We start from the raw sequence: 22,278 nt of genomic DNA, 5'->3' as shown, positions 1-22,278 counted from the left end.
CCCACCGGGGAGCAAAGGCCGACGTCGAAGCTCGTCGGACCTAGTGGTCCGATTTCTCGATCTCGGCGATCGCCCTTTCCAGGTCGGCGGCGACCTTGGCGCGCATGTCATCGGACAGGCCGCGCGCACGTTCGCCCTCGGCAAAGGCTTCGCGCGCTTTTTTGAGCGCCGACAGCCGCGCCGCCTTGCCTTCGGCGCTGTCGTTGCACGCGAACATATGAACCCGGGTGCGTTTGTTGCCTTCGGCCTCGTCACGGTTGACGATCGGCGCGGCCTTCGCGCCATCACCGCACTTCCCCATGATCATCGTCTGCCCATGCGTGCTCCAGGTGCCGTGCATCGGCGGCATGGGGGGCATCGGCGGCATCGGCGCCAGCACGGTGCGGATGCGCTCCTTGCGTTTCGCTTCCAGCTTGTCGGCGATCGCGTCGGCCTGCTTGCCGGTGATGCCCTGCTCCTTCAGCGTCGCGAGCACGTCGTCGCGCGACAGGCTGCCCGGCATGCGGACGTCGATGTGGCGCATCTTGCCCTTGCCGTCAGTGGGCGCAAACATCACCGCCGGAGCTTTGCCATCACCATGGCCGTCGCGGCGGATGACGATGCGATGCACTTCGCGCTTTTTGCCGTCCTTGTCGGTTGTGACGTCCTCGCTATGGTCGGTGAACACCATGACCCCGGGGGCATCCGGCGCGGCAGGCGCCTCAGGGGGCAGAGCTGCCTCGGGCGGCATCGGCGGCGCAGGCGGTTCAGCCATATCGGCGGTCTGCGCCTTCGCCGTGACGATCCCCGCCGGAACGAGTGTCGCGGTCGTCGCCAGCACCGCCAGCGTTGCCCCGCCGATCAGCAACCGGCCGGCCAGCCCGCGCTGCTTCGAAATATCCCTCCGCATCAACATCGTCAGCCTCTCCTGCAAATTGTCGTGAACCGCCATCGGCGCCGCCAACGACAGCCGCGACCCCACCGCCGCCTTGGCGATCGCGGTCGCATAGCGCGCGGTGCGCTCGCCCCGCATGTCGGCGTCGGCCATGGTCAGCACGCGCGCGTCGCACGCCGCCTCCTGATCGAAGCGGAAGGCGCGGATCGCCCGCCACGCGAACGGATTGAACCATTGCGACGCCAGCAGCACCAGCGCCGCCGCATTTGCCCACAAATCGCCGTGCCGGTGGTGCGCCAGCTCATGATCGACCGCGAGCGCGCGTTCGTCGGCGGCATAGCGGGCAAAGAAATCCTGCGGCACCGCGACGATCCGATGCCACAGGCCAAAAGCGACGGGGCCATCGACCGCATCGGTCATCACCAGCCGGATCGTCCCGATCGGTTCAAGCTCCACCGCTTCGGCCAGCACCTCGGTGCGGAAGCGACTGTGCGAGAGCAGCGCCATCGCGAGCACCGCCGCCATGCCCATCGCCCACAGCACAAACGCATAGGGCATCGCATCGGCGATCGACCAGGTCGGGGTCACCGGGGCCGTCATCGCCATGTCGACCGCAACCAGCATGACATCGGCGCTATCGGGCGCGGCAACAGGATCGGCGAAGGGCAGCGGCGGCAACACCAGCCGCAGCGCCGGGATCAGCCACAGGCTATAGGCCAGACGCGGCCCGAAATGGCGCGCGAACGGTTTGCGGATCAGCAGCACCGCCAGGACGAGCAGCGCGGTGGTGAGCATCGTGTCGCCCCACACCTGCATCCAGGTCGCGGCGCTCATGACTTCAGCCTCCGCAGCAGCGCTTCGATTTCGGCGATGTCGGTGTCCGACAACGCCTCGCGATCGGCGAGATGCGCGATCAGCGGGCTGACGCGGCCGCCGAACAGGCGATCGACGAAACGCTGCGATTCCTCGCCGACGGCGTCGGCGCGTTCGATCGCGGGACTGTATAGATAGCGGCGACCGTCAGCGGCTGCGGTTACCGCGCCCTTTTGAACCAGCCGCGCGAGCAAGGTCTTGACCGTTGCCTGCGTCCAGCCATTCGCCTCGCCGATCCGGTTTGTCAGGTCAGCTGCGGTCTGCGGGGCGTCGTCCCACAAGGCCGACAGCACCTGCATCTCCGACTCGCTTGCTCTTTCTGCCATCAGAACCCCTCCCATCGGCACCGCGCATTTGCGACGCGACTACAAATGTAGTCAATGGGCTGAATGGTCGATGAACGAAGCTGAACGGCAAAGTGTCGGGATTTTTGACAAGCCGCATCGACGGTAAGGAATCGCTAACCACCAAGTCGCGCATATATCCGCCGCCACGGGGAATTGGCACGGCAATTGAATAGTATCAGATGTTCCCGAGTGTTCCGCTCAATGGAGCGGTGGGGGGCATCGGTCTGGTCCCTGATGCCCCCTGCCCCCACCGGGAAATTCCCACTTGCCCCCGATGCAGACGGGGGGCGGAGCGGCCGAAAGGCCCCGCCCCCCGGAAGCTTTCCATAACACCCGTCAATCCAAAAAAGGCGCCACCACCGCGGCGGTCACCCGCAGCGGCCGCCCGCTCGCCTTGTCGAGCAGCGCCCAGACCGTGCGCGCGCGAACATGCACTTTGCCGTCGGCGCCGGCGAATTCCATGAAGCGGTCGAACTTCGCGCCCTGCGGCTGGTCGGCGACCCAGGTGCGCGCGGTCACCGTTTCGCCGGGGCCCAGGGCGCGGAGATAGTCGATCTCATGGCGCACCACGACCCAGATATACGCATCCTTGTGCGCCTGCGGCGCCGCGGCGTCCCAATGGCCGGTCGCGACCTGCTGGATCCACTGGACCCAGACGGCATTGTTGACATGGCCCAGCTCGTCGATGCTCTCCGGCGTCGCGACGAGCTGAAGCGTGAACGCCCTCATGCTAGTTCGACGGTGGTCACCATATACCCCGCATCGCGCAGCGAGGTGACCAGGCTGTCGAGATGGTCGCGGTCGCGCGCTTCGCATTCGATGTCGGTGATCAGCCCCTTGGCGGGCAGCGTGGTGAAGATGCGCTGGTGATAGATTTCGATGATGTTGACCTGCTTCTCGTCGAACAGCTTCATCACCTTGAACAGCGCGCCGGGGCGATCCTGCAACCGGATGCGCAGCCGCGCGATGCGGCCCGAGCGCGCGAGGTCGCGCAGCAGCACATTGGCGAGCAGCCGCGTGTCGATATTGCCGCCGGTCAGCACCAGCCCGACCTTGCGCCCGGCAAACTCCTCAGGATGCGCCAGCATCGCCGCGAGCCCTGCGGCGCCCGCGCCCTCGACCACCGTCTTTTCGATCTGGAGCAACAGGCTGACCGCGCGCTCGAGATGGCGTTCGGCGACCAGCACGATGTCGTCGTTGAGTTCGGCGACCAGCTTGCGCGTATAGCTGCCCGGTTCCTTGACCGCGATCCCTTCCGCCAGCGTGTCGCCTTCGCACGCCATGTCGACGCCGTTGAGTTCGGCGTACATCGACGGATAGAGTTCGGCCTGCACCCCGACGAGGCGCATGTCGTTCTTGATCCCGCGCGCCGCGGTGCCCATGCCCGCGAGCAGCCCGCCGCCGCCGATCGGCACGATCAGCGTGTCGAGATCGGGGACATCTTCGAGCATTTCCAGCGCCACCGTCCCCTGCCCCGCCGAGACATGCGGATGGTCGAAGGGATGCACGAAAGTGAGGCCGCGTTCGATTTCCAGCTCGCGCGCGTGGGCCGAAGCATCGTCGAATTTTTCGCCGAACAGCACGATTTCGGCGCCATGGCTCGCGGTCTGCGACACCTTCACCTGCGGCGTCGTCCTCGGCATCACGATGGTCACCGGCACGCCCAGCCGCTTGCCATGATAGGCGAGCCCCTGTGCATGATTGCCCGCCGACGCTGCGATGACGCCCCGCGCGCGCTGTTCGGGGTCCATCAGCAACAGCGCGTTCAGCGCGCCGCGTTCCTTATACGCCGCGGTGAATTGCAGATTTTCGAATTTCAGCCACACCTGGGCGCCGACCATTTCGGACAATGTCTGCGAATGGAGCGTCGGGGTGCGGATCACCGCGCCGTCAATTCGTTCGGCCGCCGCGCGTACATCGTCGAGGGTGATCGCCGGCAAATCGGCAGCGGAGAGGGTCGGTGCGGTCGTGCTCATGATGCGGCTGGCCCTACCCCATCTGGCGCGCCGCGCAAACTATGCTTATGGGTTTGCCCATGAACGAACAAAAATTGCGCATTGGCTTCATCGGCACCGGCGTCATGGGCGGCCCGATGGCGGGTCACCTCGCCCGCGCAGGGCACGACCTCACCGTCTATAACCGCACCCGCGCCAAGGCCGACGCCTGGGTGTCGGCGCATGGCGGGGCGGCGGCAGCGACCCCGGCGGAAGCCGCGACGGACGCCGATGTCGTCCTGACCTGCGTCGGCAACGACGACGACCTGGCGCAGGTCACATTGGGCCGCGACGGTGCGTTCCGGGCGATGCGCAAGGGCGCGCTGTTCGTCGATCACACCACCGTTTCGGCGCGGATCGCGCGCCAGCTGTCTGTCGAGGCCGAAGGGCTGGGCATCCACAGCGTCGACGCCCCCGTATCGGGCGGCGAGGCCGGGGCGCAGAACGGCACGCTGTCGATCATGTGCGGCGGCACCAAGGCCGCGTTCGCCGCCGCCGAACCGGTGATGCAGGCCTATGCCGCGCGGATGGTGCATATCGGCGGCCCCGGCGCGGGGCAGACGACCAAGATGGTCAACCAGATCGCGATCGCCGGGGTGATCCAGGGCCTGTCCGAAGCGCTGCGCTTTGCCCAAGCCTCGCGGCTCGACACCGCCAAGGTGTTCGAAGCGGTGTCGGGCGGCGCGGCGTCAAGCTGGCAGATGCTCAACCGCTGGGACACGATGGCGAAAGACGAGTTTGATTTCGGCTTTGCGGTCGACTGGATGCGCAAGGATCTGGGCCTCGCGCTCGACGAGGCGCGGTCGAACGGCGCGACGATCCCGGTCGCCGGGTTGGTCGATCAATTTTACGCCGATGTGCAGAAACTGGGCAACGGCCGCCGGGACACCAGTTCGCTAGTCACGAGGTTACCGAAATGAGCCGTGTTATTCTCACCGCGATGGCGCTGACCCTCGCGGCCCCCGCGCACGCCGACACCCTCGTCGACAATGTCAACGGCATCACGCTCGACAAGGACGGCAAGCTGGTCCGCTTCACCGGGCTGGTCATCGACAGCCAGGGCAAGGTGAAGGAGCTGCTCGACCGCAAGGACAAGCGCCCCGAACGCCCCGATTTCAAGGAGGACGGCAAGGGCCGTACCCTGATCCCCGGGCTGATCGACGCGCACGGTCATGTCATGGGGCTGGGTTTCCAGCTGATGCTGCTCGACCTGAGCGAGACGAATTCGCTCGCCGAAGCCCAGGCGGCGATCCGCAAATATGCCGCCGACAATCCCGAAATGCCGTGGATCATCGGCCGCGGCTGGAATCAGGAAAAATGGGGTCTGGGGCGGTTTCCGACCGCGGCCGATCTCGACGCCGCGGTGCCGAACCGCCCGGTCTGGCTCGAACGCATCGACGGCCACGCGGGCTGGGCGAACACCGCGGCGATGAGTGCGGCCAAGGTAACCGCGGCGAGCAAGTCGCCCGACGGCGGCCGTATCGAAATGGCGGGCGGCAAGCCGAGCGGGGTCTTTGTCGACGCCGCGATGAGCCTGATCGACGGCGCCAAGCCCAAACCGCTGGCGCGCGACCTCGACCGCGCATTGTATCTGGCGCAGCAGAAACTGCTCGCCCAGGGGGTCACCGCGATCGCCGACATGGGGACGTCGATCCTCGACTGGCAGGCGTTTCGCCGCGCCGGCGACAAGAAGCAGCTCGCGGTCCGCATCCTCTCCTATGGCGGTGACATCGACAATATGGCGATGATCGCGGGCGGCGAACCGACGCCATGGCTCTACGACGATCGCCTGCGCATGGTCGGGGTCAAGCTGTACCTCGACGGGGCGCTCGGCTCGCGCGGCGCGTGGTTGAAGGCGCCCTACAGCGATGCGGCGGGCCAGAAGGGTCTACCGTTGCTCACCCCGGCGCAGCTGCGTAACAAGATGGTGCGCGCGTCGATGGACAAGTTTCAGATCGCGATCCACGCGATCGGCGACGCCGCCAATGCCGAAGCGCTCGACGCGATCACCGACCTGACTGCCGACCTGCCCGGTGAGCGCCGCTGGCGGATCGAACATGCGCAAGTCATCGACCCCGCCGACATCCCGCGCTTCGCCAGCCTCAAGGTCATCGCGTCGATGCAGCCCGTCCACCAGACGTCCGACCGGCTGATGGCCGAAGCGCGGCTTGGCCCCGACCGTCTGAAGGGCGCCTATGCCTGGCGCAGCCTGCAGACCGCCGGGGCCCGCCTTGCCTTCGGTTCCGATGTCCCGGTCGAAAGCGCCAATCCGTTCGCCGGGCTGGCCGCTGCAATCTCACGCACCGACGCCGCGGGACAGCCGTTCGGTGGCTGGCGCCCCGAGGAAGCGGTCAGCCGCGAAGTCGCGCTCGACGGTTTCACCCGCACCGCGGCCTATGCTGGGTTCGCCGAGGACCGCATCGGCACGCTGATGCCGGGGATGCGCGCCGACTTCCTGATCGTCGAAGCCGATCCGATGCTCGCCAGCCCCGACGAGATACGCCGCATGGTCCCGCTCGAAACCTGGATCGGCGGTTATCGCTATTACAAGAAAGAGGCGTCCGGTGGCGGGCGATAACGCCCCCACCCGCCGCGCGCTGCTGACCGGCCTCGCCGCCCTCCCCGTCGCGGCGACCGCCGCCGCGGCCGAGCGCAAGGAACGCAAGCCAAAGAAGCGCAAACCCGCCAAGCCCAAGGTCCAGCATGTCGACGTCGCGATCATTGGCGCCGGGGTGTTCGGCGCGTGGACCGCATGGCATCTGCTGCGCGCGGGCAAGACGGTGCGGCTGTTCGACGCCTATGGCGCCGGTCATGCCCGCGCGTCGTCGGGCGGCGAAAGCCGCGTCATCCGCATGGGCTACGGCGCCGACTCCATCTATTCCGAAATGGCGCGCGATTCGCTCAAATATTGGAAAGACCTCTCCGACAGCGCCAGCGCGCCGATCTTCCACAACACCGGCGTGCTGTGGTTTGCGCCGCAGGGCGACGCCTACACCGCGCAATCGCTCGCCTGGCTGCAAGCGAACCGCGTCGGCCACGAGCATGGCGACGTCCGCTGGCTGCAAGAAAAATACCGCCAGATCCAATTCTATCAGGGCGAAACCGGCATCCTCGAAACCGAAGCCGGCGCGCTGATCGCGGGCCGCGGCGTGCAGGAAGTGATCGCCGACGCCCAGATCGAGATCGAGCGCGTCGTCATGCCCGCACCGCTCTTTTCGAAACGCATCCGGCGTCACACGCTCCCCGACGGCGGCACCGCCGACCACCTCGTCTATGCCGCCGGTCCATGGATCGCCGAACTCTTCCCGCAGCAGCTGGGCGGCAAGATCGTCGCGACGCGGCAGGAGGTCTATCATTTCGGCGCGCCCCAAGGCGACACGCGCTTCGCGCCGCCCGAACTTCCGGTCTGGGCCGATTTCAACAATGGCCGCATCGTCTATGGCATCCCCGACCTTGAGGGCGCGGGGTTCAAGATCGCCATCGACGTCCATGGCCCAGTGATCGACCCCGACACGATGGACCGCACGCTGACGCCCGCTGGGATCGCCGAGGCGCGCGCCTATCTGACGCGGCGCTTTCCCGGGCTCGCCAATGCGCCGCTGATCGGCGGGCGCGTCTGCCAATATGAGAATAGCTCGAACGGCGACTATCTGATCGACCGCTTTCCGGGGCAGGAACGCGTCTGGCTGGTCGGCGGCGGATCGGGGCACGGGTTCAAGAACGGCCCCGCGGTGGGGAAACGAGTGGCGGCGCATATCCTCGATGCCAAGCTCGCGGTCGAACCGCGCTTCAGCTTCGCGACCAAGGGGACGGTGGCGGCGCGGACGGTGTTTTGAGGAGACCACCTGCGCCCACCACTCACCCGTCATCCCGGCGAAGGCCGGGATCTCGCCGGTGCGGAAGGGCGAGAGGGTGAGATCCCGGGCTTCGCCGGGATGACGATTTGAGGGGTAAGCAAGGGTGCGCCTGACCGACTGCCACAATATCGACGATTTCCGTGCGCTCGCTAAACGCCGCCTGCCCTGGCCGGTGTTCGATTATATCGACGGCGCCGCCGACGACGAAGTCACCCGCCGCCGCAACCGCGCCGCTTTCGACGATTGCGACCTGATCCCGCGCGTGCTCGCCGGGGTCGACCGCGTCGATATGCGCACAACCTTGTTCGGACGCGAGATGGCGATGCCGTTGTTCCTCTCGCCGACCGCGCTCCAGCGCCTGTTCCACTGGCAGGGCGAACGCGCAGTGCTGCGCGCCGCGGCGAACGCCGGGACGATGGCGGGCATATCGAGCCTGGCGACCATCAGCCTGGCCGAAGCGGGGGCGCTGACCGACGGCCCAAAGCTGTTCCAGCTCTATGTCCACCACGACGAAGGCCTCAACCAGGCGATGCTCGACGCCGCGCGCGACGCGAAGTTCGATGCCGTCGCGCTTACCGTGGACACCATCGTCGGCGGCAACCGCGAACGCTGCCTGCGCTCGGGCTTCACCTCGCCGCCGCGCTTCACGGCGCGCAACATGCTGAGCTACGCCGCCAAGCCCGGCTGGGGGCTGAACTATGTCCTTCGCGAAAAATTCAGCCTGCCCAACCTTGCGACCCATGTGTCGGAGGGGTCGAGCGTCCCCAAATCGGTCGCCGACTATTTCACCTCGATGCTCGACCAGAGCCTCGACTGGAAGCGCGCCGAGGCGATCCGCAAGCAATGGGACGGCCCCTTTTGCCTGAAGGGCATTGCCGCAGTCGAGGATGCGAAGCGCGCGGTCGACATCGGGGCCACCGCGATCATGGTGTCGAACCACGGCGGGCGCCAGCTCGATGGCAGCATCTCGCCGTTCGACGCGCTCGCCGACATCGTCGATGCGGTCGGCGACAAGATCGAGGTGATCTGCGACGGCGGCATCACGCGCGGCACCCATGTGCTGAAAGCGCTGTCGGTCGGTGCGAAGGCGTGCTCGGGCGGACGGCTCTATCTCTACGCGCTAGCCGCGGCGGGCGAGGATGGCGTGAGCCGCGCCATCGCCCTGCTGCGCGCCGAGATGGAGCGCGGGATGAAATTGATGGGGGCCAAGACCCTGTCGGATCTCGGCCCCCACAATCTGCGCTGGCGGTAAAACTACATCGTCATTGCGAGCGAAGCGAAGCAATCTCCAGCCATCATCGTTGAATGATGCTTCAAGCTGGAGATTGCCGCATCGCTTCGCTCCTCGCAATGACCGGCGGACTATTCAGGCCACCGCCACCTCATCCTTCTTGCCCAGCCCGCCCCAGTCGATGTTGCGCGTCATATACATCACGCCCGCGAGCGCGAAGAACATCAGCACCGACCCGATGAGCAGCGAATAGGCCTCGAGATTGAGCAGCACATAGAGCAGCGCGTACAGCCCGATGAGCATCGCGGCGAGGAACCGCGCGCGCTTCCAGCTTTTCAGCACCGCGGCGCTGTAAAAGGCCAGCAAGCCAATGATCGCCGCCGACGCCAACATATAGGCAAAGGTAAAGCCGATCACCTCGGCGAACGCGAGCAGCAGCACGAAGAACAGCACCAGCGCGATCCCGGTCAGCAGATATTCGGCCGGCGCGACCCGCGCGCCCGCGATGATGTCGAACATCAAAAAGGCGACGAAGGTGAAGCCGATGAACAGGAAGCCATATTTGATCGCGCGATCGACCTGGCTGTACAGGTCGACCGGTTCGATCAGGCTGATCGCCACCGCCTTGGCAACGCCGCCCGATGTGTTGTCCTCGGCGTTGGGCGCCGTCGATGCATCGACGATGACGGGTTCCAGATATTCGGAGCCGCCGCGCGCGCCGTAATTCGTCGCTACCGGCGGTGACAAGTCACCGGTCAGCACCTGTGCTTGCCCCAGCGCGAGGTTGGGAATGGCATAGGTCGCGGTAAAGCCGCTTTCCGTCACGCTGCGTTTCGCGGGCAGGAAATCGCCACCAAAGCTCGGGTTCGGCCAGCTCGACTTGACCGTCCAGCGCGTGTCGACGCCACGCGGAATCAGCTTGAAATCGCCCAGCCCGCGCACCCCGATCTTGTAGCCGACCTTCAGCGGTGCGGCACCGGTCCAGTCGACAAAGGCGAAGGTGCCCGAATTGCCGGTCGAGAGCAGCCCCTTGCCCGGCTGGAGCGCCAGCGCGGTGCCGTTGACCGCGACGCTGTTGCCATCGACCAGCCCGCGCGCGTCGCTGACCCCCAACCGCACCTCCGCGCGGTCGAGCATCAGCGCCTCACGCGCGACGCCAAAGCGCGCGATGTCAGCGGGCAGCACGAAATCGGCGCTCCCCGAAATCTGGCTTTCATACACAACGGTCTCATAGATCGCCTTTTTGCGCTTTTCGGGCTTGATCGAGACGTCGGCGCGGTTCGCTTGCGGCGAGAGATAGAGGTTGCGGATCGTGTCGACGGTCCGCGTCACATCCTTGCCGTTTTCGGTCACCGTCGTCGTTTCGGTGGCGCGATAGGGGATGACGATCACCGGCCCGGCGATCGTCTGTTGCCCACCCCAGCCCTGACCGATTGAGGCTTGCGCGGTTTCGGCCTGCTGCTGGCGATCCCAGAGCAGGCCATAGATCATCAGGAGGGGGACCATCAGCGCCACGGCGATCAGCACGGCGATCACCAGCTTTACGCCTGGACTGCGCTCGCTGCGCGCTGGAGGATTTGACGGTGAGACGGGCGGAACGGAAACGCTTTGAGTCATGGGGGATAAACTCCGGCTATTTCAACTCGTCGATGAAATTGCACGGTTCGCCGACACGGTCAAGCGTGTTGCGGTGGAGTGCCCCCGCCCCCTTTCGCGCACGAAAAAGGGGGCGGCCTCCCCCGAAGCCGCCCCCTTCGCGTGTGGTCGCTGACCCGCTAGGCGATCAGAAAGAAAAGCCCAGCGTAAAGACCACTTGCGGATCGTAAAGCGTGTCGATGGCGGCAATGCCTGACTTTTTGATGTCGGTGTCGACATATTGCACCGTGAAGGTCGCGGGACCAGCGGCGAAAGCTGCGCCGACCGTCCAGTCGAGGTAGTTGCCGCCAGGCGCCAGCGCGCCGAGCGCGCCGTCGGTGTAACCGAGCGCAGCGGTCAGCGTGACCGGCGTTTCGGGGATACCGTAACCAAGGCCAAGGTTCAGGTAGATATTGTCATCGTCGCCCAGCGAGCTCTGGTCGGGAGCATAAGCCACCATACCGGTCGCCGAAACGGGGCCGATGTCGTGCGACAGCTTGCCGATGATTTCGACATAATCGCTGTCACCGGCGAAGTCCTGGTTGCCGGGGTAGAGATAATAGGTCGCGCCAAGATCGACGGTGGTGCCGGGGGCGATCTCGGTCGCGAAACCGGCGTAGAGGTCGAGCTCATATTTGCCGTACAGCGGGCTGTCGGGAAGCCCCGAACCCCAGGCGCCGGCGTAAAAGCCGCTTTCATGGCTGACGGTCAGCGTCGACTGGACCTCGGCCTTTTCGTTCGACAGCGAAATGCCGCGGAAACGATAGTCCGACGTGACCGAAATGCCGCCCGAAAGCGAGAACGGGCCGCTGGCTTCTTCTTCCTGAGCGAAAGCGGGCGTCGACATGGCCGACGCGGCGAGCAGCATGCCGAAACACGCTTTGGTAAGAAACTTCATGGGTGATCCCCCTAGACAAAAAAACGGATCGTCCCAGCCTGCTGTGCGCTGTCCACGCCTCTTCGTACGGGCCTGTGACGACGAACAGCTTCGAAATTGCCGATTTTGCTGCGATGCACAAACGAAAATTGCGGGCGCCGCCGATTCAGCGCCAGAGTGTGTCTTTCGCGCAACAGCTGCGCGGGCAACGCTTGCGCTTTGCCAATCGCCGGCTGGACCGCTAAAGAGCGGCGCATCCTCCCCTTTCTTGTCGAGCCCGAGACCATGAGCGATCACAACCCCGGCCTGCGCCCCTGGCGCGACATCGCGCGGCGGACGAGCCGTCAGATCATGGTCGGCAATGTTCCCGTCGGCGGCGGCGCGCCGATCAGCGTCCAGACGATGACCAACACGCTGACCAGCGACGCGGTGGCCACGATCGACCAGATCCGCCGCTGCGAAGAGGCAGGCGCCGATCTGATCCGTGTCTCGTGCCCCGACACCGAATCGACCGCGGCGCTCGGCAAGATCGTCCGCGCCGCACGCATCCCGATCATCGCCGACATCCATTTCCACTATAAGCGCGCATTGGAAGCCGCCGACGCGGGGGCAGCGTGCCTGCGCATCAATCCCGGCAACATCGGCTCGTCCGAACGCGTCGGCGAGGTCGTTCGCGCTGCCAAGACGAACGGCTGCGCGATCCGCATCGGCGTCAACGCCGGCAGCCTCGAAAAGGACCTGCTCGAAAAATATGGCGAGCCCTGCCCCGAGGCGCTCGTCGAAAGCGCGCTCGACCATATCAAGCTGCTGCAGGACCATGACTTCCACAACTATAAGGTCGCGGTGAAGGCGAGCGACGTCTTCCTCGCCGTCGCCGCTTATGCGCAGCTCGCCGACGCGGTCGACTGCCCGCTCCACCTCGGGATCACCGAGGCGGGCGGCCTGATCGGCGGCACCGTCAAATCGGCGCTCGGCATCGGCAACCTGCTGTGGGCAGGCATCGGCGACACAATCCGCGTCAGCCTCTCGGCCGAGCCCGAAGAGGAAGTGCGCGTCGGCTACGAAATCCTGAAATCGCTGGGTCTGCGCACCCGCGGCGTCCGCGTTGTCTCCTGCCCCAGCTGCGCACGCCAGGGCTTCGACGTCATCCGCACCGTCCAGGCACTCGAAGAGGCGCTCGGCCACATCAAGACCCCGATGTCGCTCTCGGTCCTCGGCTGCGTCGTCAACGGCCCGGGCGAGGCGCGCGAAACCGACATCGGCATCACTGGCGGCGGCAACGGCAAGCATATGGTCTATCTGTCGGGGGTCACCGACCATACGATCGCCGACGCCGACATGATCGCGCATGTCGTCAAGCTGGTCGAAGCCAAGGCGGCCGAGATCGAGGCGGGCAGTTCGGTGAGCATGGACGTGACGCACGGCAAGGCAGCCTGAGGGTTCTGATCCCAAGTACATCTTAGATTTTTACACCGCGGCTGCCGCTGCCTAAGTATCCCGCACGACAATCGAGGGGGAACATGATGCTGGGCAAATTCGATGCGCTGGACCGGCTGGTTCAGCTGTTGCTGCTGATCGCCGCGGTCGTGGCGATCGCCAATGGCGGCTTCATGCTCGCCGATCCGCTCGAATGGTATGTCTTCCTGCCCACCGTCATCACCACCGGGCCGCCGAACGCGCATTTCATCCGCGACATCGGCCTCGCCTATCTGGGTTCGGGGCTGATCCTGCTCTACGCCGCTGCCCACCCGGTGCTGCGCTGGCGCGCCGCGCTCGTCGGCGGGCTATGGCTGACGCTGCACGGGCTGCTCCACATCTATGAGGTTCTCGCCGGGATCTGCGGCCCCGCGATCTTCTGGGCCGACGCGCCGGGCGTGGTCGGGCATCCGTTGCTGGTGATCGCTGCCCTGGCGATCCTGTTCGCGCGCCAGCGGATCGCCCCCGCGGGCATCCCGCCGCGGCTGTTCGCGCGCGCCGCGGACAAGGCGACCGGCGGCAACAGCCCCTATCTGGCCGATCTGGTCGCTGCGCCGGGCCATGCCACCGAAAAATTCCAGCATTTCATGCCGGTCACCGCGCACCGCCACGCCGCCCCCGCCGACGCGTTTCACGCCGCGCGGATCGGCGCGACGCTCGCCGCCGATTGCGGTCCCTGCGCGCTGATCGCCGCCGGGGGCGCGATCGGCGACGGCGTCGCGCGCGATATGGTCAACCGGCTGCTCGCCGGCGATCCGCCGTGCGAGCTGGCCGATGCCTTCGCTTTCGGCGCCGCCGTCGCGCGCCACGATGCTGCGGCCGACGACCATGGAGCGCGGGTCGAAACATTGTACGGACGCCCCGCGCGCTTTGAAATGGCGCTGACCGCGGCGACCGTCACCGCCTATCCCGCGCTCAAACGCGGGCTGGGTTTCGCCACCAGCTGCGCGCTTCACAAGCTGACGGTTTGACAGCGACGGCGGCGCGCGACACAGGGCGGACATGACCGTGTCGATCCGCCCCGCCACCCCCGCCGACCTGCCGCTGATCGCGGCATTCATCCGCGACCTGGCCGATTATGAAAAGCTGGCGCACGAAGTGCGCTTCGACGATGCGACGCTCGGCGACAAGCTGTTCGGAGCACGCCCTTATGCCGAGGTGGTGATCGGCGAACTCGACGGCACGCCGCAGGGTTTCGCGCTGTTCTTCCACAATTTTTCGACCTTCGAGGGACGCCCGGGCATTTACCTCGAAGACCTGTTCGTGCGCCCCGCGGCGCGCGGATCGGGGCTCGGCAAGGCGCTGCTCGCCCACCTGGCACAGCTCTGCCTCACGCGCGATTGCGCGCGGCTCGAATGGAGCGTGCTCGATTGGAACGCCCCGGCGATCGGCTTTTACCAAAGCCTTGGCGCCCGGTTGATGGACGAGTGGACCGTGATGCGCGTCGATGGCGATGCGCTGACCGGATTGGCCGAAACCAGCTGACACACGACCGTCAATTGCTCGCGCCCCACCTGTTGAGCGCATAGCGTTCAGCTGGCCCGCGGCTGCAACCACGACGCCTCGATCCCTTCAGGTCAGGCTCTAAACGACGCCGACGCTAATCGATGTCGAACGACACCCCTTGCGCCAGCGGCAGCGCGTCTGAATAGTTGATCGTGTTGGTCGCGCGTCGCATATATTGGCGCCACGAATCCGAACCGCTTTCGCGGCCCCCGCCGGTCTCTTTCTCGCCCCCGAATGCGCCGCCGATTTCGGCGCCCGATGTGCCAAGGTTGACGTTGGCGATGCCGCAGTCGCTGAGCGCCAGAAACCGCTCGGCCTCGGTCAGGTCGCGAGTGAAGATCGCCGACGACAGGCCCGCGGTGACATCATTGTGGAGGTCGATCACCGCGGTGAGGTCGTAATAGCGCATGACGTACAGGATCGGCGCGAAAGTCTCGTCGAGCACCGGGCCGGTTTGCGACGGCATTTCGACCAGCGCCGGGCGGGCATAATAGCTGTCGCCGTCGCCGACGCGCTCGCCGCCGTGCACGACGCCACCCGCGGCGCGCGCGGCGTTCAGCGCCGCCTCCATCGCGTCATGGGCGGCACGGTCGATCAGCGGCCCGACGAGCACCTCGCCCGCCAGCGGGTTGCCGACGCTGACACTGGCATAGGCCGCCTTCAGCTTGGCGACGAAACCGTCGTAGATGCTGTCGTGCAGGAACAGCCGCCGCGTCGTTGTGCAGCGCTGTCCCGCCGTGCCCATGGCGCCGAACGCCACGCCGCGCAGCGCCAGATCGAGGTCCGCCGACGGCGCGACGATCGTGCCATTGTTGCCGCCCAGCTCCAGAATCGCGCGCGCGAAACGTCCGGCCAGCCGCGGTGCCACCGCGCGCCCCATCCGCGTCGATCCCGTCGCCGACACTAGTGCCACGCGCTTGTCATCGACCAGCTCCTCGCCTGCCTCGCGCCCACCGATCAGCAGCTGCGCCAGCCCTTCGGGCGCATCGCCGAACCGCGCCGCCGCGCGCTCGAAGATCGCCCGTGTCGCGAGCGCCGTGAGCGGGGTCTTTTCCGACGGCTTCCACACCACGCTGTTGCCGCAGACCAGCGCGAGCGCCGCATTCCACGCCCACACCGCGACCGGGAAGTTGAATGCCGAAATCACCCCGACGACGCCGAGCGGATGCCAGACCTCCATCATCCGGTGCCCCGGCCGCTCGGTCGCAATCGTCAGGCCGTAAAGCTGGCGCGACAGCCCGACGGCGAAGTCGCAGATGTCGATCATCTCCTGCACTTCCCCCGCCCCCTCGGACGGGATCTTGCCCGCCTCGATCGTCACCAGCTTCGCCAGATCCTCCTTTGCGGCGCGCAGTTCCTCACCCCACAGCCGCACCAGTTCGCCGCGCCGCGGCGGCGGCACATGGCGCCAGGCGCGAAACGCTGCCGTCGCCGCGTCCAGCACATCGTCGATCCGGGCGGCATCGGCGACCTGCACCATGCCGAGCTGTTCGCCGGTCAGCGGCGTCACCGATGGCATCGATCCATCGGTCCACGCGCGCCGGTCGACGCCCAGTCGATCAAGCAGCGCCGCGACCTGCTGGCCCATCTCTGTCATTTTTCGTCCCTTCACCGACGCGTTCGCGCGCTTGCAGTTTATGGCTCGCGGGTTATCGCAGCCAGCAAGCGAGTCAAATCGAAAGCGGGAGAAGCAGACGTGTCCGACCTACCCCCCTCCGAACCGTTGGTCCCCATCCCCGCCGACGCCGCGGCCAGCACCCATTGCAGCGCCGCCGATTACGACCGGCTCTATGCGCAAAGCGTCGCCGACCCCGACACCTTCTGGGCCGGGCAGGCGAAGCGGCTCGACTGGATCAAGCCGCCCACCAAAATCGCCAACTGGTCCTATGATCCCGTCAGCATCAAATGGTATGAAGACGGCATCCTAAACCTCTGCCACAATGCCATCGATCGCCATGTCGCCGCCGGCCATGGCGACCGCACCGCGATCATCTTCGAACCCGACGCGCCCGATGCAGAAACGCGCACGATCAGCTATGCCGCGCTGCACGCCGACGTCATCCGCATGGCGAACACGCTGAAGAAGCTGGGTGTCCAGAAGGGCGACCGCGTTACCATCTATATGCCGATGATCCCCGAGGGTGCGGTGGCGATGCTCGCCTGCGCGCGGATCGGCGCGGTGCACAGCGTCGTCTTCGGCGGCTTCTCGCCCGAAGCGATCCACGGCCGCATCGAGGATTGCGCCAGCGACTGGTTGATCTGCGCCGACGAGGGGCTGCGCGGCGGCAAGGTCGTTCCGCTCAAGTCCAATGTCGACAAGGCATTGGAGCGTGTCGACGTAAAAGCCGTGCTCGTCATTTCGCACACCGGCGGCGACGTCGCGATGCAGGAAGGCCGCGACCATTGGTACGACGCGCTCTCGGCCGACGTTGGCGACAGCTGCCCGTGCGAGCCGATGGATGCCGAGGATCCGCTGTTCATCCTCTACACCTCGGGTTCGACCGGCAAGCCGAAGGGCGTGCTGCATACTGTTGGCGGCTATTCGGTCTGGACCGCCAGCACCTTTTTCTACGGCTTCGACTATCGCCCCGGCGAAGTCTTCTGGTGCAGCGCCGACATCGGCTGGGTCACCGGGCACAGCTATGTCGTCTATGGTCCCTTGCAGAACGGCGCGACGACGTTGATGTTCGAAGGGGTCCCCAACTACCCCGATCACGACCGTTTCTGGCAGGTCGTCGACAAGCATCGGGTCAACATCCTCTACACCGCACCGACCGCGATCCGGGCGCTGATGCGCGAGGGCGACGATTATGTGACGCGCCACGACCTTGGCTCGCTCCGTCTGCTCGGCAGCGTCGGCGAACCGATCAATCCCGAGGCGTGGCGCTGGTATCACCAGATCGTCGGCAAGGGCCGCGCCCCCGTCATCGACACCTGGTGGCAGACCGAGACCGGCGGGATCATGATCACCACCCTGCCCGGCGCGCACGCGATGCAGCCGGGGAGCGCGGGCCATCCCTTCTTCGGCATCCGCCCGCAGCTCGTCGATGCCGAGGGCGGCGTGCTGGTCGACGAACAGAGCGGCGGCGCGGCCGAGGGCAACCTCTGCATCACGCACAGCTGGCCGGGGCAGGCGCGCACGATCTATGGCGACCACCAGCGCTTCGCCGAGACCTATTTCTCGACCTATAAGGGCAAATATTTCACCGGCGACGGCTGCCGCCGCGATACCGACGGCTATTGGCGGATCACCGGGCGCGTCGATGATGTCATCAACGTGTCGGGCCACCGCATGGGGACCGCCGAAGTCGAAAGCGCGCTCGTGCTGCACGAGCTGGTCGCCGAGGCCGCGGTCGTCGGCTTCCCGCACGACATCAAGGGCCAGGGCATCTACGCCTATGTCACATTGAACGCCGGAGTCGAGCCGAGTGACGAGGTCGCGGCCACATTGAAGCAGCAGGTGCGCAAGGAAATCGGCCCGATCGCCACCCCCGACCATATCCACCTGACCCCCGGCCTGCCCAAGACGCGCTCGGGCAAGATCATGCGCCGCATCCTGCGCAAGATCGCCGAGAATGATTTCGGGTCGCTGGGGGATATATCGACGCTGGCCGATCCGAGCCTCGTCGACGGGTTGATCGAAGGACGGAAGAATCGCTAAATGATCGTCGCCCCCGCGAAGGCGGGGGCCGCTGGCCGCCTTGCGCAACGATAGCGGCCCCCGCCTTCGCGGGGGCGACGTATTCTCAAGAAGGAAGATCCGACTACTTCGCCAGCGCCCCGCACAAACTGTCGGTCGCCAGCGCGATGCGCGATTCCGCCGTGTCGCGATTGGCGGGGCTGTTCTGCACCCCGCGCGTTTCGGTGTTGAAGGCCAGCAGGCTGCCGACGCGCTGGTCGGGGCAGAGGCTGAGGTAGGCGCGAAAGCCGTTCTGGTCGCCATTATGCCCGACAAAGCGCACCCCGGCGCTGCGATCGACGAAGAAGGACAGCCCGCTCTGCGTCGTCTTCGCCATCCGGCCCTGCGTAAAGTCCTCGCCCGCCGAAATCTGCGGCGTCCACATCTCCTCAAGCGACGACCGTTTCAGCACCAGATCATATTCGGATTGCCGCGCCGGATCGCCGAGCAGGAACGCCGCATATTTCGCCATGTCGGGCATTGGCGCGTTGAGCCCGCCATTCGACACCGTCACCCCGGTATCGACATCGAACGGCGCCGCCACGCGCTTGCCATCGCGGATATAATAGCTGTGCGAGCGATGCGGCAGCAGGTGCGGCGGGGTGCGGTCGAAATAGCTGGCGTGCATGCCCAGCGGCTTCAGGATGTTCTTGTCGATATAGACTTCATAATCCTCGCCAGAGAGCCTTTCGATCACCTGTCCCAGATAGACGATGCCGGGGTTGGAATAGCCGAACCGGCTGCCCGGTTCAAACTCCACTCGGGTGTAGGGCAGCATCGCCACCAGTTGCGACCAGCCCGCCGGCTCGAACGGCTGCCAGTCATGCTCGCGCCACGGCCATGTCCCACTGCGAAAGCCCGCGCTGTGGCTCATCAACTGGCGCAGCGTGATCGTGCCGGTGTCTCCATACGGATTATGCACCGCGGCAAGTTCAGGAACGTAGCGCACGATCGGATCGTCGAGCGAGAGCAGGCCGCGATCGCGCAGCTGCATGATTGCGATGCCCGTCATCGTCTTGGTGATCGACGCCCAATGATAGATGGTCCGGGCATCGACCGGAACATGCGCCTCGGCATCCTGCTCGCCCAGATGGTCGGCGGCTACGGTGCGGCCGTCCCGCACGACATAGAAGCTGCTACCTGCGATGTTCGATTTGTCCATTTCGGCGCGATGCAGCGCGCGAAACTCACGCAGCGCCTTGTCGAAGCCCGCCTCTTGCGCCGCCGCCGGACTGGCGATCAGAACAAGTGCGGCGGCAATCCAGCGCGACATGGCAATCCCTCCCGTTTCGTCGTCTCGGGACGGTGGCCGAAGCCGATCAAAAATGAAAGTCGGGAAGCTCAGCCAGCGCAATCCCCAGCGCTTCGGCCCAGCCGTCGGCAACGCTGTCGAAATAAGGGTCGTTGCGCTCGAACCGTCGTTCGCGCACGCTCACATAATCGTCGCGCTCGTGGATTTTCAGGTCGATCGGCAGGTCGACGCCAGCGTTGGCGCGGATCGTCGAATCGAACGAGACGCACAGCAGCTTGACCGCATCCTCGAACGACATCGCGGGATCATAGGAGCGCACGATGATCGGGCGGCCATATTTGGTCTCGCCGATCTGGAAAAACGGATTGTCCTCGCCCGCTTCGATGAAATTACCCTCGGGATAGATCAGGAACAATCGCGGCTCGGCGCCCTTGATCTGCCCGCCGACGATCAGCGAGGCGCGAAAGGGCGAGGCGGCCGCCGGTCCTTCGCCATTATGGCGCATCACGATCTGGCGCAGCGTTTCGCCGACGATCGTCGCGATCTGGAACATCGACGGCGCCGCCAGGATCGACGGATGGCGGTCTTCGGGCGCTTTCGTCCGTTCGTCGAGCAGGCTGACGACCGCCTGCGTCGTCGCCAGATTGCCCGCCGACATCAGCGTGATGACGCGCTCGCCCGGGACGTGCCAGCTGCGCATCTTGCGGACCTGCGCGATGTCGTCGACACCGGCGTTGGTGCGGGTGTCCGACATGAACACCAGCCCTTTGTTCAAACGCATGCCAACGCAATAAGTCATCGAATCCCGTATCCCCGCCCCGGATCGCCCTGTGTCCCCGGAGCCCGCTTATTGCTGGACCTGCAATTGAACAACCAGATTTTCCTGCGCCGCACCATAACGCATGCCGCGAACCGGGGCCGCGTCGCGGTAGTCGAGCCCCGTCGCGACGCGGATATAGCGCTGGTCGGGCGAATGGCCGTTGCTGACGTCGAAACCGATCCAGCCGATATGATCGAAATGCGCCTCGGCCCAGGCGTGCGTCGCATCCTGCTGGGTGCGGTCGTTCATCATCAGATAACCCGACACATAACGCGCCGGATGCCCCAGATGGCGCATCGCAGCGATGAAGATATGCGCGTGATCCTGGCACACCCCGCCTTCGCTGGCGAGCGCCTGTTCGGCGGTCGTTTCGGCATTGGTGACGCCGACCCTATACGCCAGCCGGTCGATGATCAGCGCCGACAGGGCATGCGCGCGCTCGATGTCACTCGCATGGTCGCGGCCCAGCTGCGCGGTCAGCGCGCGTACCTGCCGCCCCGCGCGGGTCAGCGGCGTCGGGCGCAGAAAGGTCCATAGCGGCATCGCGCCGCGGTGCACCCCGATCACCCCGTCCCAAGTTTCGAGTTCGACCGTGCCGTGGCAACGGATCGTCAGTTCGCTCACGCCGCCGTGGATCGCGATCAGGTCGACGCCGTTGCCGTGATGGTCGGTATAGTGCAGCTGCTGCGCACCGCCCTCGATGTCGATCGCCCAGTCGACGATATGCTGCTGCCCCGGCCGGTCCTTTGGCGTCAGTTTGAGCTGCTGCAGTGCGTAGCTGACCGGCGTATCATATTGATAGCGGGTGATATGTTCGACGCGCAGTTTCATTCGACAAACCTGTAATCGCGCTCGATCTGCCGCGCGAGGGTGGCGGTGTCGCGCAGAAAGCCGGTCACATATTGATGCAGACCGCCATCGAAAATCGACTGGATCGGCCCGGCGAGCTTTTCGTGGGTCAGCGCATGCGCCATCCGCCCCGCCTCGGTCTCCTCGCCATAACCGCGCTGGAGCTGCGCCAGATTATCCTCCATCCGTTCGCAGCAGAACGCCAGGCTACGCGGCATCTGGCGATAGAGGATCAGGAACTCGGCGATCTTGAGCGCGCTGATCTCCGCCCCGTAAAGCCAGCGATAGGCGCGGTGCGCCGACACCGAACGCAGGATCGTCTCCCACTGCACATTGTCGATCGTCGTGCCGATATGCGCGACCGAGGGCAGCAGCAGATAATATTTGACGTCGAGGATGCGCGCGGTGTTGTCGGCGCGCTCCAGAAAGGTGCCGAGCAGCGAGAAATGGAATCCGTCGTTGCGCAGCATCGTGCCGTTAAGCGCGCCGCGGACGTGCGCGCTCTGCTGGCGGATCGTCGTCAGCACATCGGGCAGATCGTCTTCGCGCACGGGTCGTTTGAGCAGCGCGACCAGCGTCATCCAGCTGGTGTTCACCGCCTCCCACGTCTCGCGCGTCAGCGCGGTGCGCGCGGTGCGCGCATTGTCGCGCGCCAGCTTGATCACCGACAATATGCTCGACGGGTTCGCCGGGTCGCGGAGCAGGAAATCGATCACCCGCGCCGAACTATAGTCGCCATGCGCCGCCTGAAACGCCTGATTGACCCCTGCGGTCACCAACACCGATTTCCATTCGGCGGCGGCGGTCGATGAGCGGGTGAGCGCGATACGGAACCCCGCGTCGATCAACCGCGCGTTGTTTTCGCTGCGCTCAAGATAGCGCGCCATCCAGAAGAGGCTGCCTGCGGTCTTGCCCAGCATCAGCTCGTGCTTCCAAAAGCATCGTCATTGCGAGCCCTTCGACTGCCTTGCAGGCGCTCAGGATAAACTCGCGCGTTGCGCGAGCGAA

The 22,278-nt window shown here is 65.8% G+C and carries 19 protein-coding genes; 8 read left to right on the top strand and 11 right to left on the bottom strand.

The window, feature by feature from the left end; translation table 11 throughout:
• Window positions 1–40: 40 nt before the first annotated feature.
• From ACTIFP_RS08990 to ACTIFP_RS08975, 4 genes are all read right to left on the bottom strand, one after another.
• Window positions 41–1,708 (bottom strand): M56 family metallopeptidase, encoded by a 1,668-nt coding sequence (locus ACTIFP_RS08990; RefSeq protein ID WP_439568375.1) that lies wholly within the window; start codon window positions 1,706–1,708, stop codon window positions 41–43.
• Entirely contained in the window at window positions 1,705–2,073 is a 369-nt protein-coding gene (locus ACTIFP_RS08985; RefSeq protein WP_439568374.1) for a BlaI/MecI/CopY family transcriptional regulator, read from the bottom strand. The genes ACTIFP_RS08990 and ACTIFP_RS08985 overlap by 4 nt, the downstream gene beginning before the upstream one ends.
• Before the next feature lie 357 nt (window positions 2,074–2,430).
• Window positions 2,431–2,823 carry an acyl-CoA thioesterase gene (locus tag ACTIFP_RS08980; RefSeq protein WP_439568373.1) on the bottom strand — a complete coding sequence of 131 codons (393 nt, stop codon included), beginning with the start codon at window positions 2,821–2,823 and terminating at the stop codon, window positions 2,431–2,433.
• Window positions 2,820–4,070 (bottom strand): threonine ammonia-lyase, encoded by a 1,251-nt coding sequence (locus ACTIFP_RS08975; protein WP_439568372.1) that lies wholly within the window; start codon window positions 4,068–4,070, stop codon window positions 2,820–2,822. Before ACTIFP_RS08975 ends, ACTIFP_RS08980 begins: the two co-directional genes overlap by 4 nt.
• 59 nt (window positions 4,071–4,129) lie before the next feature.
• On the opposite strand from ACTIFP_RS08975, the gene ACTIFP_RS08970 reads away from it, so the two are divergent.
• From ACTIFP_RS08970 to ACTIFP_RS08955, 4 genes are all read left to right on the top strand, one after another.
• Entirely contained in the window at window positions 4,130–5,008 is an 879-nt protein-coding gene (locus ACTIFP_RS08970; protein WP_439568371.1) for an NAD(P)-dependent oxidoreductase, read from the top strand.
• Complete coding sequence (locus ACTIFP_RS08965; RefSeq protein ID WP_439568370.1) at window positions 5,005–6,666, top strand: amidohydrolase; 1,662 nt, start codon at window positions 5,005–5,007, stop codon at window positions 6,664–6,666. Before ACTIFP_RS08970 ends, ACTIFP_RS08965 begins: the two co-directional genes overlap by 4 nt.
• The gene (locus ACTIFP_RS08960; RefSeq protein ID WP_439568369.1) at window positions 6,653–7,924 is read left to right on the top strand and encodes an FAD-dependent oxidoreductase; all 1,272 of its coding nucleotides are present in this window, start codon (window positions 6,653–6,655) and stop codon (window positions 7,922–7,924) included. The genes ACTIFP_RS08965 and ACTIFP_RS08960 overlap by 14 nt, the downstream gene beginning before the upstream one ends.
• Window positions 7,925–8,048: 124 nt before the next feature.
• Entirely contained in the window at window positions 8,049–9,197 is a 1,149-nt protein-coding gene (locus tag ACTIFP_RS08955; protein ID WP_439568368.1) for an alpha-hydroxy acid oxidase, read from the top strand.
• A gap of 114 nt (window positions 9,198–9,311) precedes the next feature.
• Here the strand turns inward: ACTIFP_RS08955 and creD are convergent, their stop codons facing one another.
• Both creD and ACTIFP_RS08945 read right to left on the bottom strand, forming a co-directional pair.
• The gene (creD, locus tag ACTIFP_RS08950) at window positions 9,312–10,793 is read right to left on the bottom strand and encodes a cell envelope integrity protein CreD (RefSeq protein ID WP_439568367.1); all 1,482 of its coding nucleotides are present in this window, start codon (window positions 10,791–10,793) and stop codon (window positions 9,312–9,314) included.
• 166 nt (window positions 10,794–10,959) lie between these two features.
• Window positions 10,960–11,709 (bottom strand): TorF family putative porin, encoded by a 750-nt coding sequence (locus tag ACTIFP_RS08945; protein ID WP_439568366.1) that lies wholly within the window; start codon window positions 11,707–11,709, stop codon window positions 10,960–10,962.
• 264 nt (window positions 11,710–11,973) lie between these two features.
• Here ACTIFP_RS08945 and ispG point away from each other — a divergent pair, with 264 nt between their 5' ends.
• The 3 genes from ispG (at window position 11,974) to ACTIFP_RS08930 (ending at window position 14,649) form a co-directional block, all read left to right on the top strand.
• Entirely contained in the window at window positions 11,974–13,125 is a 1,152-nt protein-coding gene (gene ispG, locus ACTIFP_RS08940; protein ID WP_439568365.1) for a flavodoxin-dependent (E)-4-hydroxy-3-methylbut-2-enyl-diphosphate synthase, read from the top strand.
• A gap of 86 nt (window positions 13,126–13,211) precedes the next feature.
• Window positions 13,212–14,135, top strand: a complete 924-nt coding sequence (locus ACTIFP_RS08935; RefSeq protein WP_439568364.1) for a hypothetical protein — start codon at window positions 13,212–13,214, stop codon at window positions 14,133–14,135.
• A 31-nt stretch (window positions 14,136–14,166) separates the two neighbouring features.
• Window positions 14,167–14,649, top strand: coding sequence for a GNAT family N-acetyltransferase (locus ACTIFP_RS08930; protein ID WP_439568363.1), 483 nt, complete (start codon window positions 14,167–14,169; stop codon window positions 14,647–14,649).
• Between the two features lie 115 nt (window positions 14,650–14,764).
• On the opposite strand, the gene amaB is transcribed toward ACTIFP_RS08930, so the two are convergent.
• The gene (gene amaB / locus ACTIFP_RS08925) at window positions 14,765–16,258 is read right to left on the bottom strand and encodes an L-piperidine-6-carboxylate dehydrogenase (RefSeq protein WP_439568567.1); all 1,494 of its coding nucleotides are present in this window, start codon (window positions 16,256–16,258) and stop codon (window positions 14,765–14,767) included.
• A gap of 108 nt (window positions 16,259–16,366) precedes the next feature.
• Between amaB and acs the strand changes: the two genes are divergently transcribed.
• Entirely contained in the window at window positions 16,367–18,331 is a 1,965-nt protein-coding gene (gene acs / locus ACTIFP_RS08920) for an acetate--CoA ligase (RefSeq protein ID WP_439568362.1), read from the top strand.
• 103 nt (window positions 18,332–18,434) lie between these two features.
• On the opposite strand, the gene ACTIFP_RS08915 is transcribed toward acs, so the two are convergent.
• The 4 genes from ACTIFP_RS08915 to ACTIFP_RS08900 are packed head-to-tail and all read right to left on the bottom strand — an operon-like array spanning window position 18,435 to window position 22,190.
• Complete coding sequence (locus ACTIFP_RS08915) at window positions 18,435–19,622, bottom strand: serine hydrolase domain-containing protein (protein WP_439568361.1); 1,188 nt, start codon at window positions 19,620–19,622, stop codon at window positions 18,435–18,437.
• 46 nt (window positions 19,623–19,668) lie between these two features.
• Complete coding sequence (locus tag ACTIFP_RS08910) at window positions 19,669–20,400, bottom strand: peptidase (RefSeq protein WP_439568360.1); 732 nt, start codon at window positions 20,398–20,400, stop codon at window positions 19,669–19,671.
• Between the two features lie 48 nt (window positions 20,401–20,448).
• The gene (locus ACTIFP_RS08905) at window positions 20,449–21,252 is read right to left on the bottom strand and encodes a transglutaminase family protein (RefSeq protein WP_439568359.1); all 804 of its coding nucleotides are present in this window, start codon (window positions 21,250–21,252) and stop codon (window positions 20,449–20,451) included.
• Window positions 21,249–22,190 carry an alpha-E domain-containing protein gene (locus ACTIFP_RS08900; RefSeq protein ID WP_439568358.1) on the bottom strand — a complete coding sequence of 314 codons (942 nt, stop codon included), beginning with the start codon at window positions 22,188–22,190 and terminating at the stop codon, window positions 21,249–21,251. The genes ACTIFP_RS08905 and ACTIFP_RS08900 overlap by 4 nt, the downstream gene beginning before the upstream one ends.
• Between the last annotated feature and the right edge of the window lie 88 nt (window positions 22,191–22,278).

The organism is Sphingopyxis sp. (assembly GCF_051861155.1).
In the GTDB taxonomy this organism is placed as follows: Bacteria; Pseudomonadota; Alphaproteobacteria; order Sphingomonadales; family Sphingomonadaceae; genus Sphingopyxis.
The sequence above is the reverse complement of the archived record's forward strand: the minus strand, read 5'-3'. Positions and strand labels throughout refer to the sequence as shown.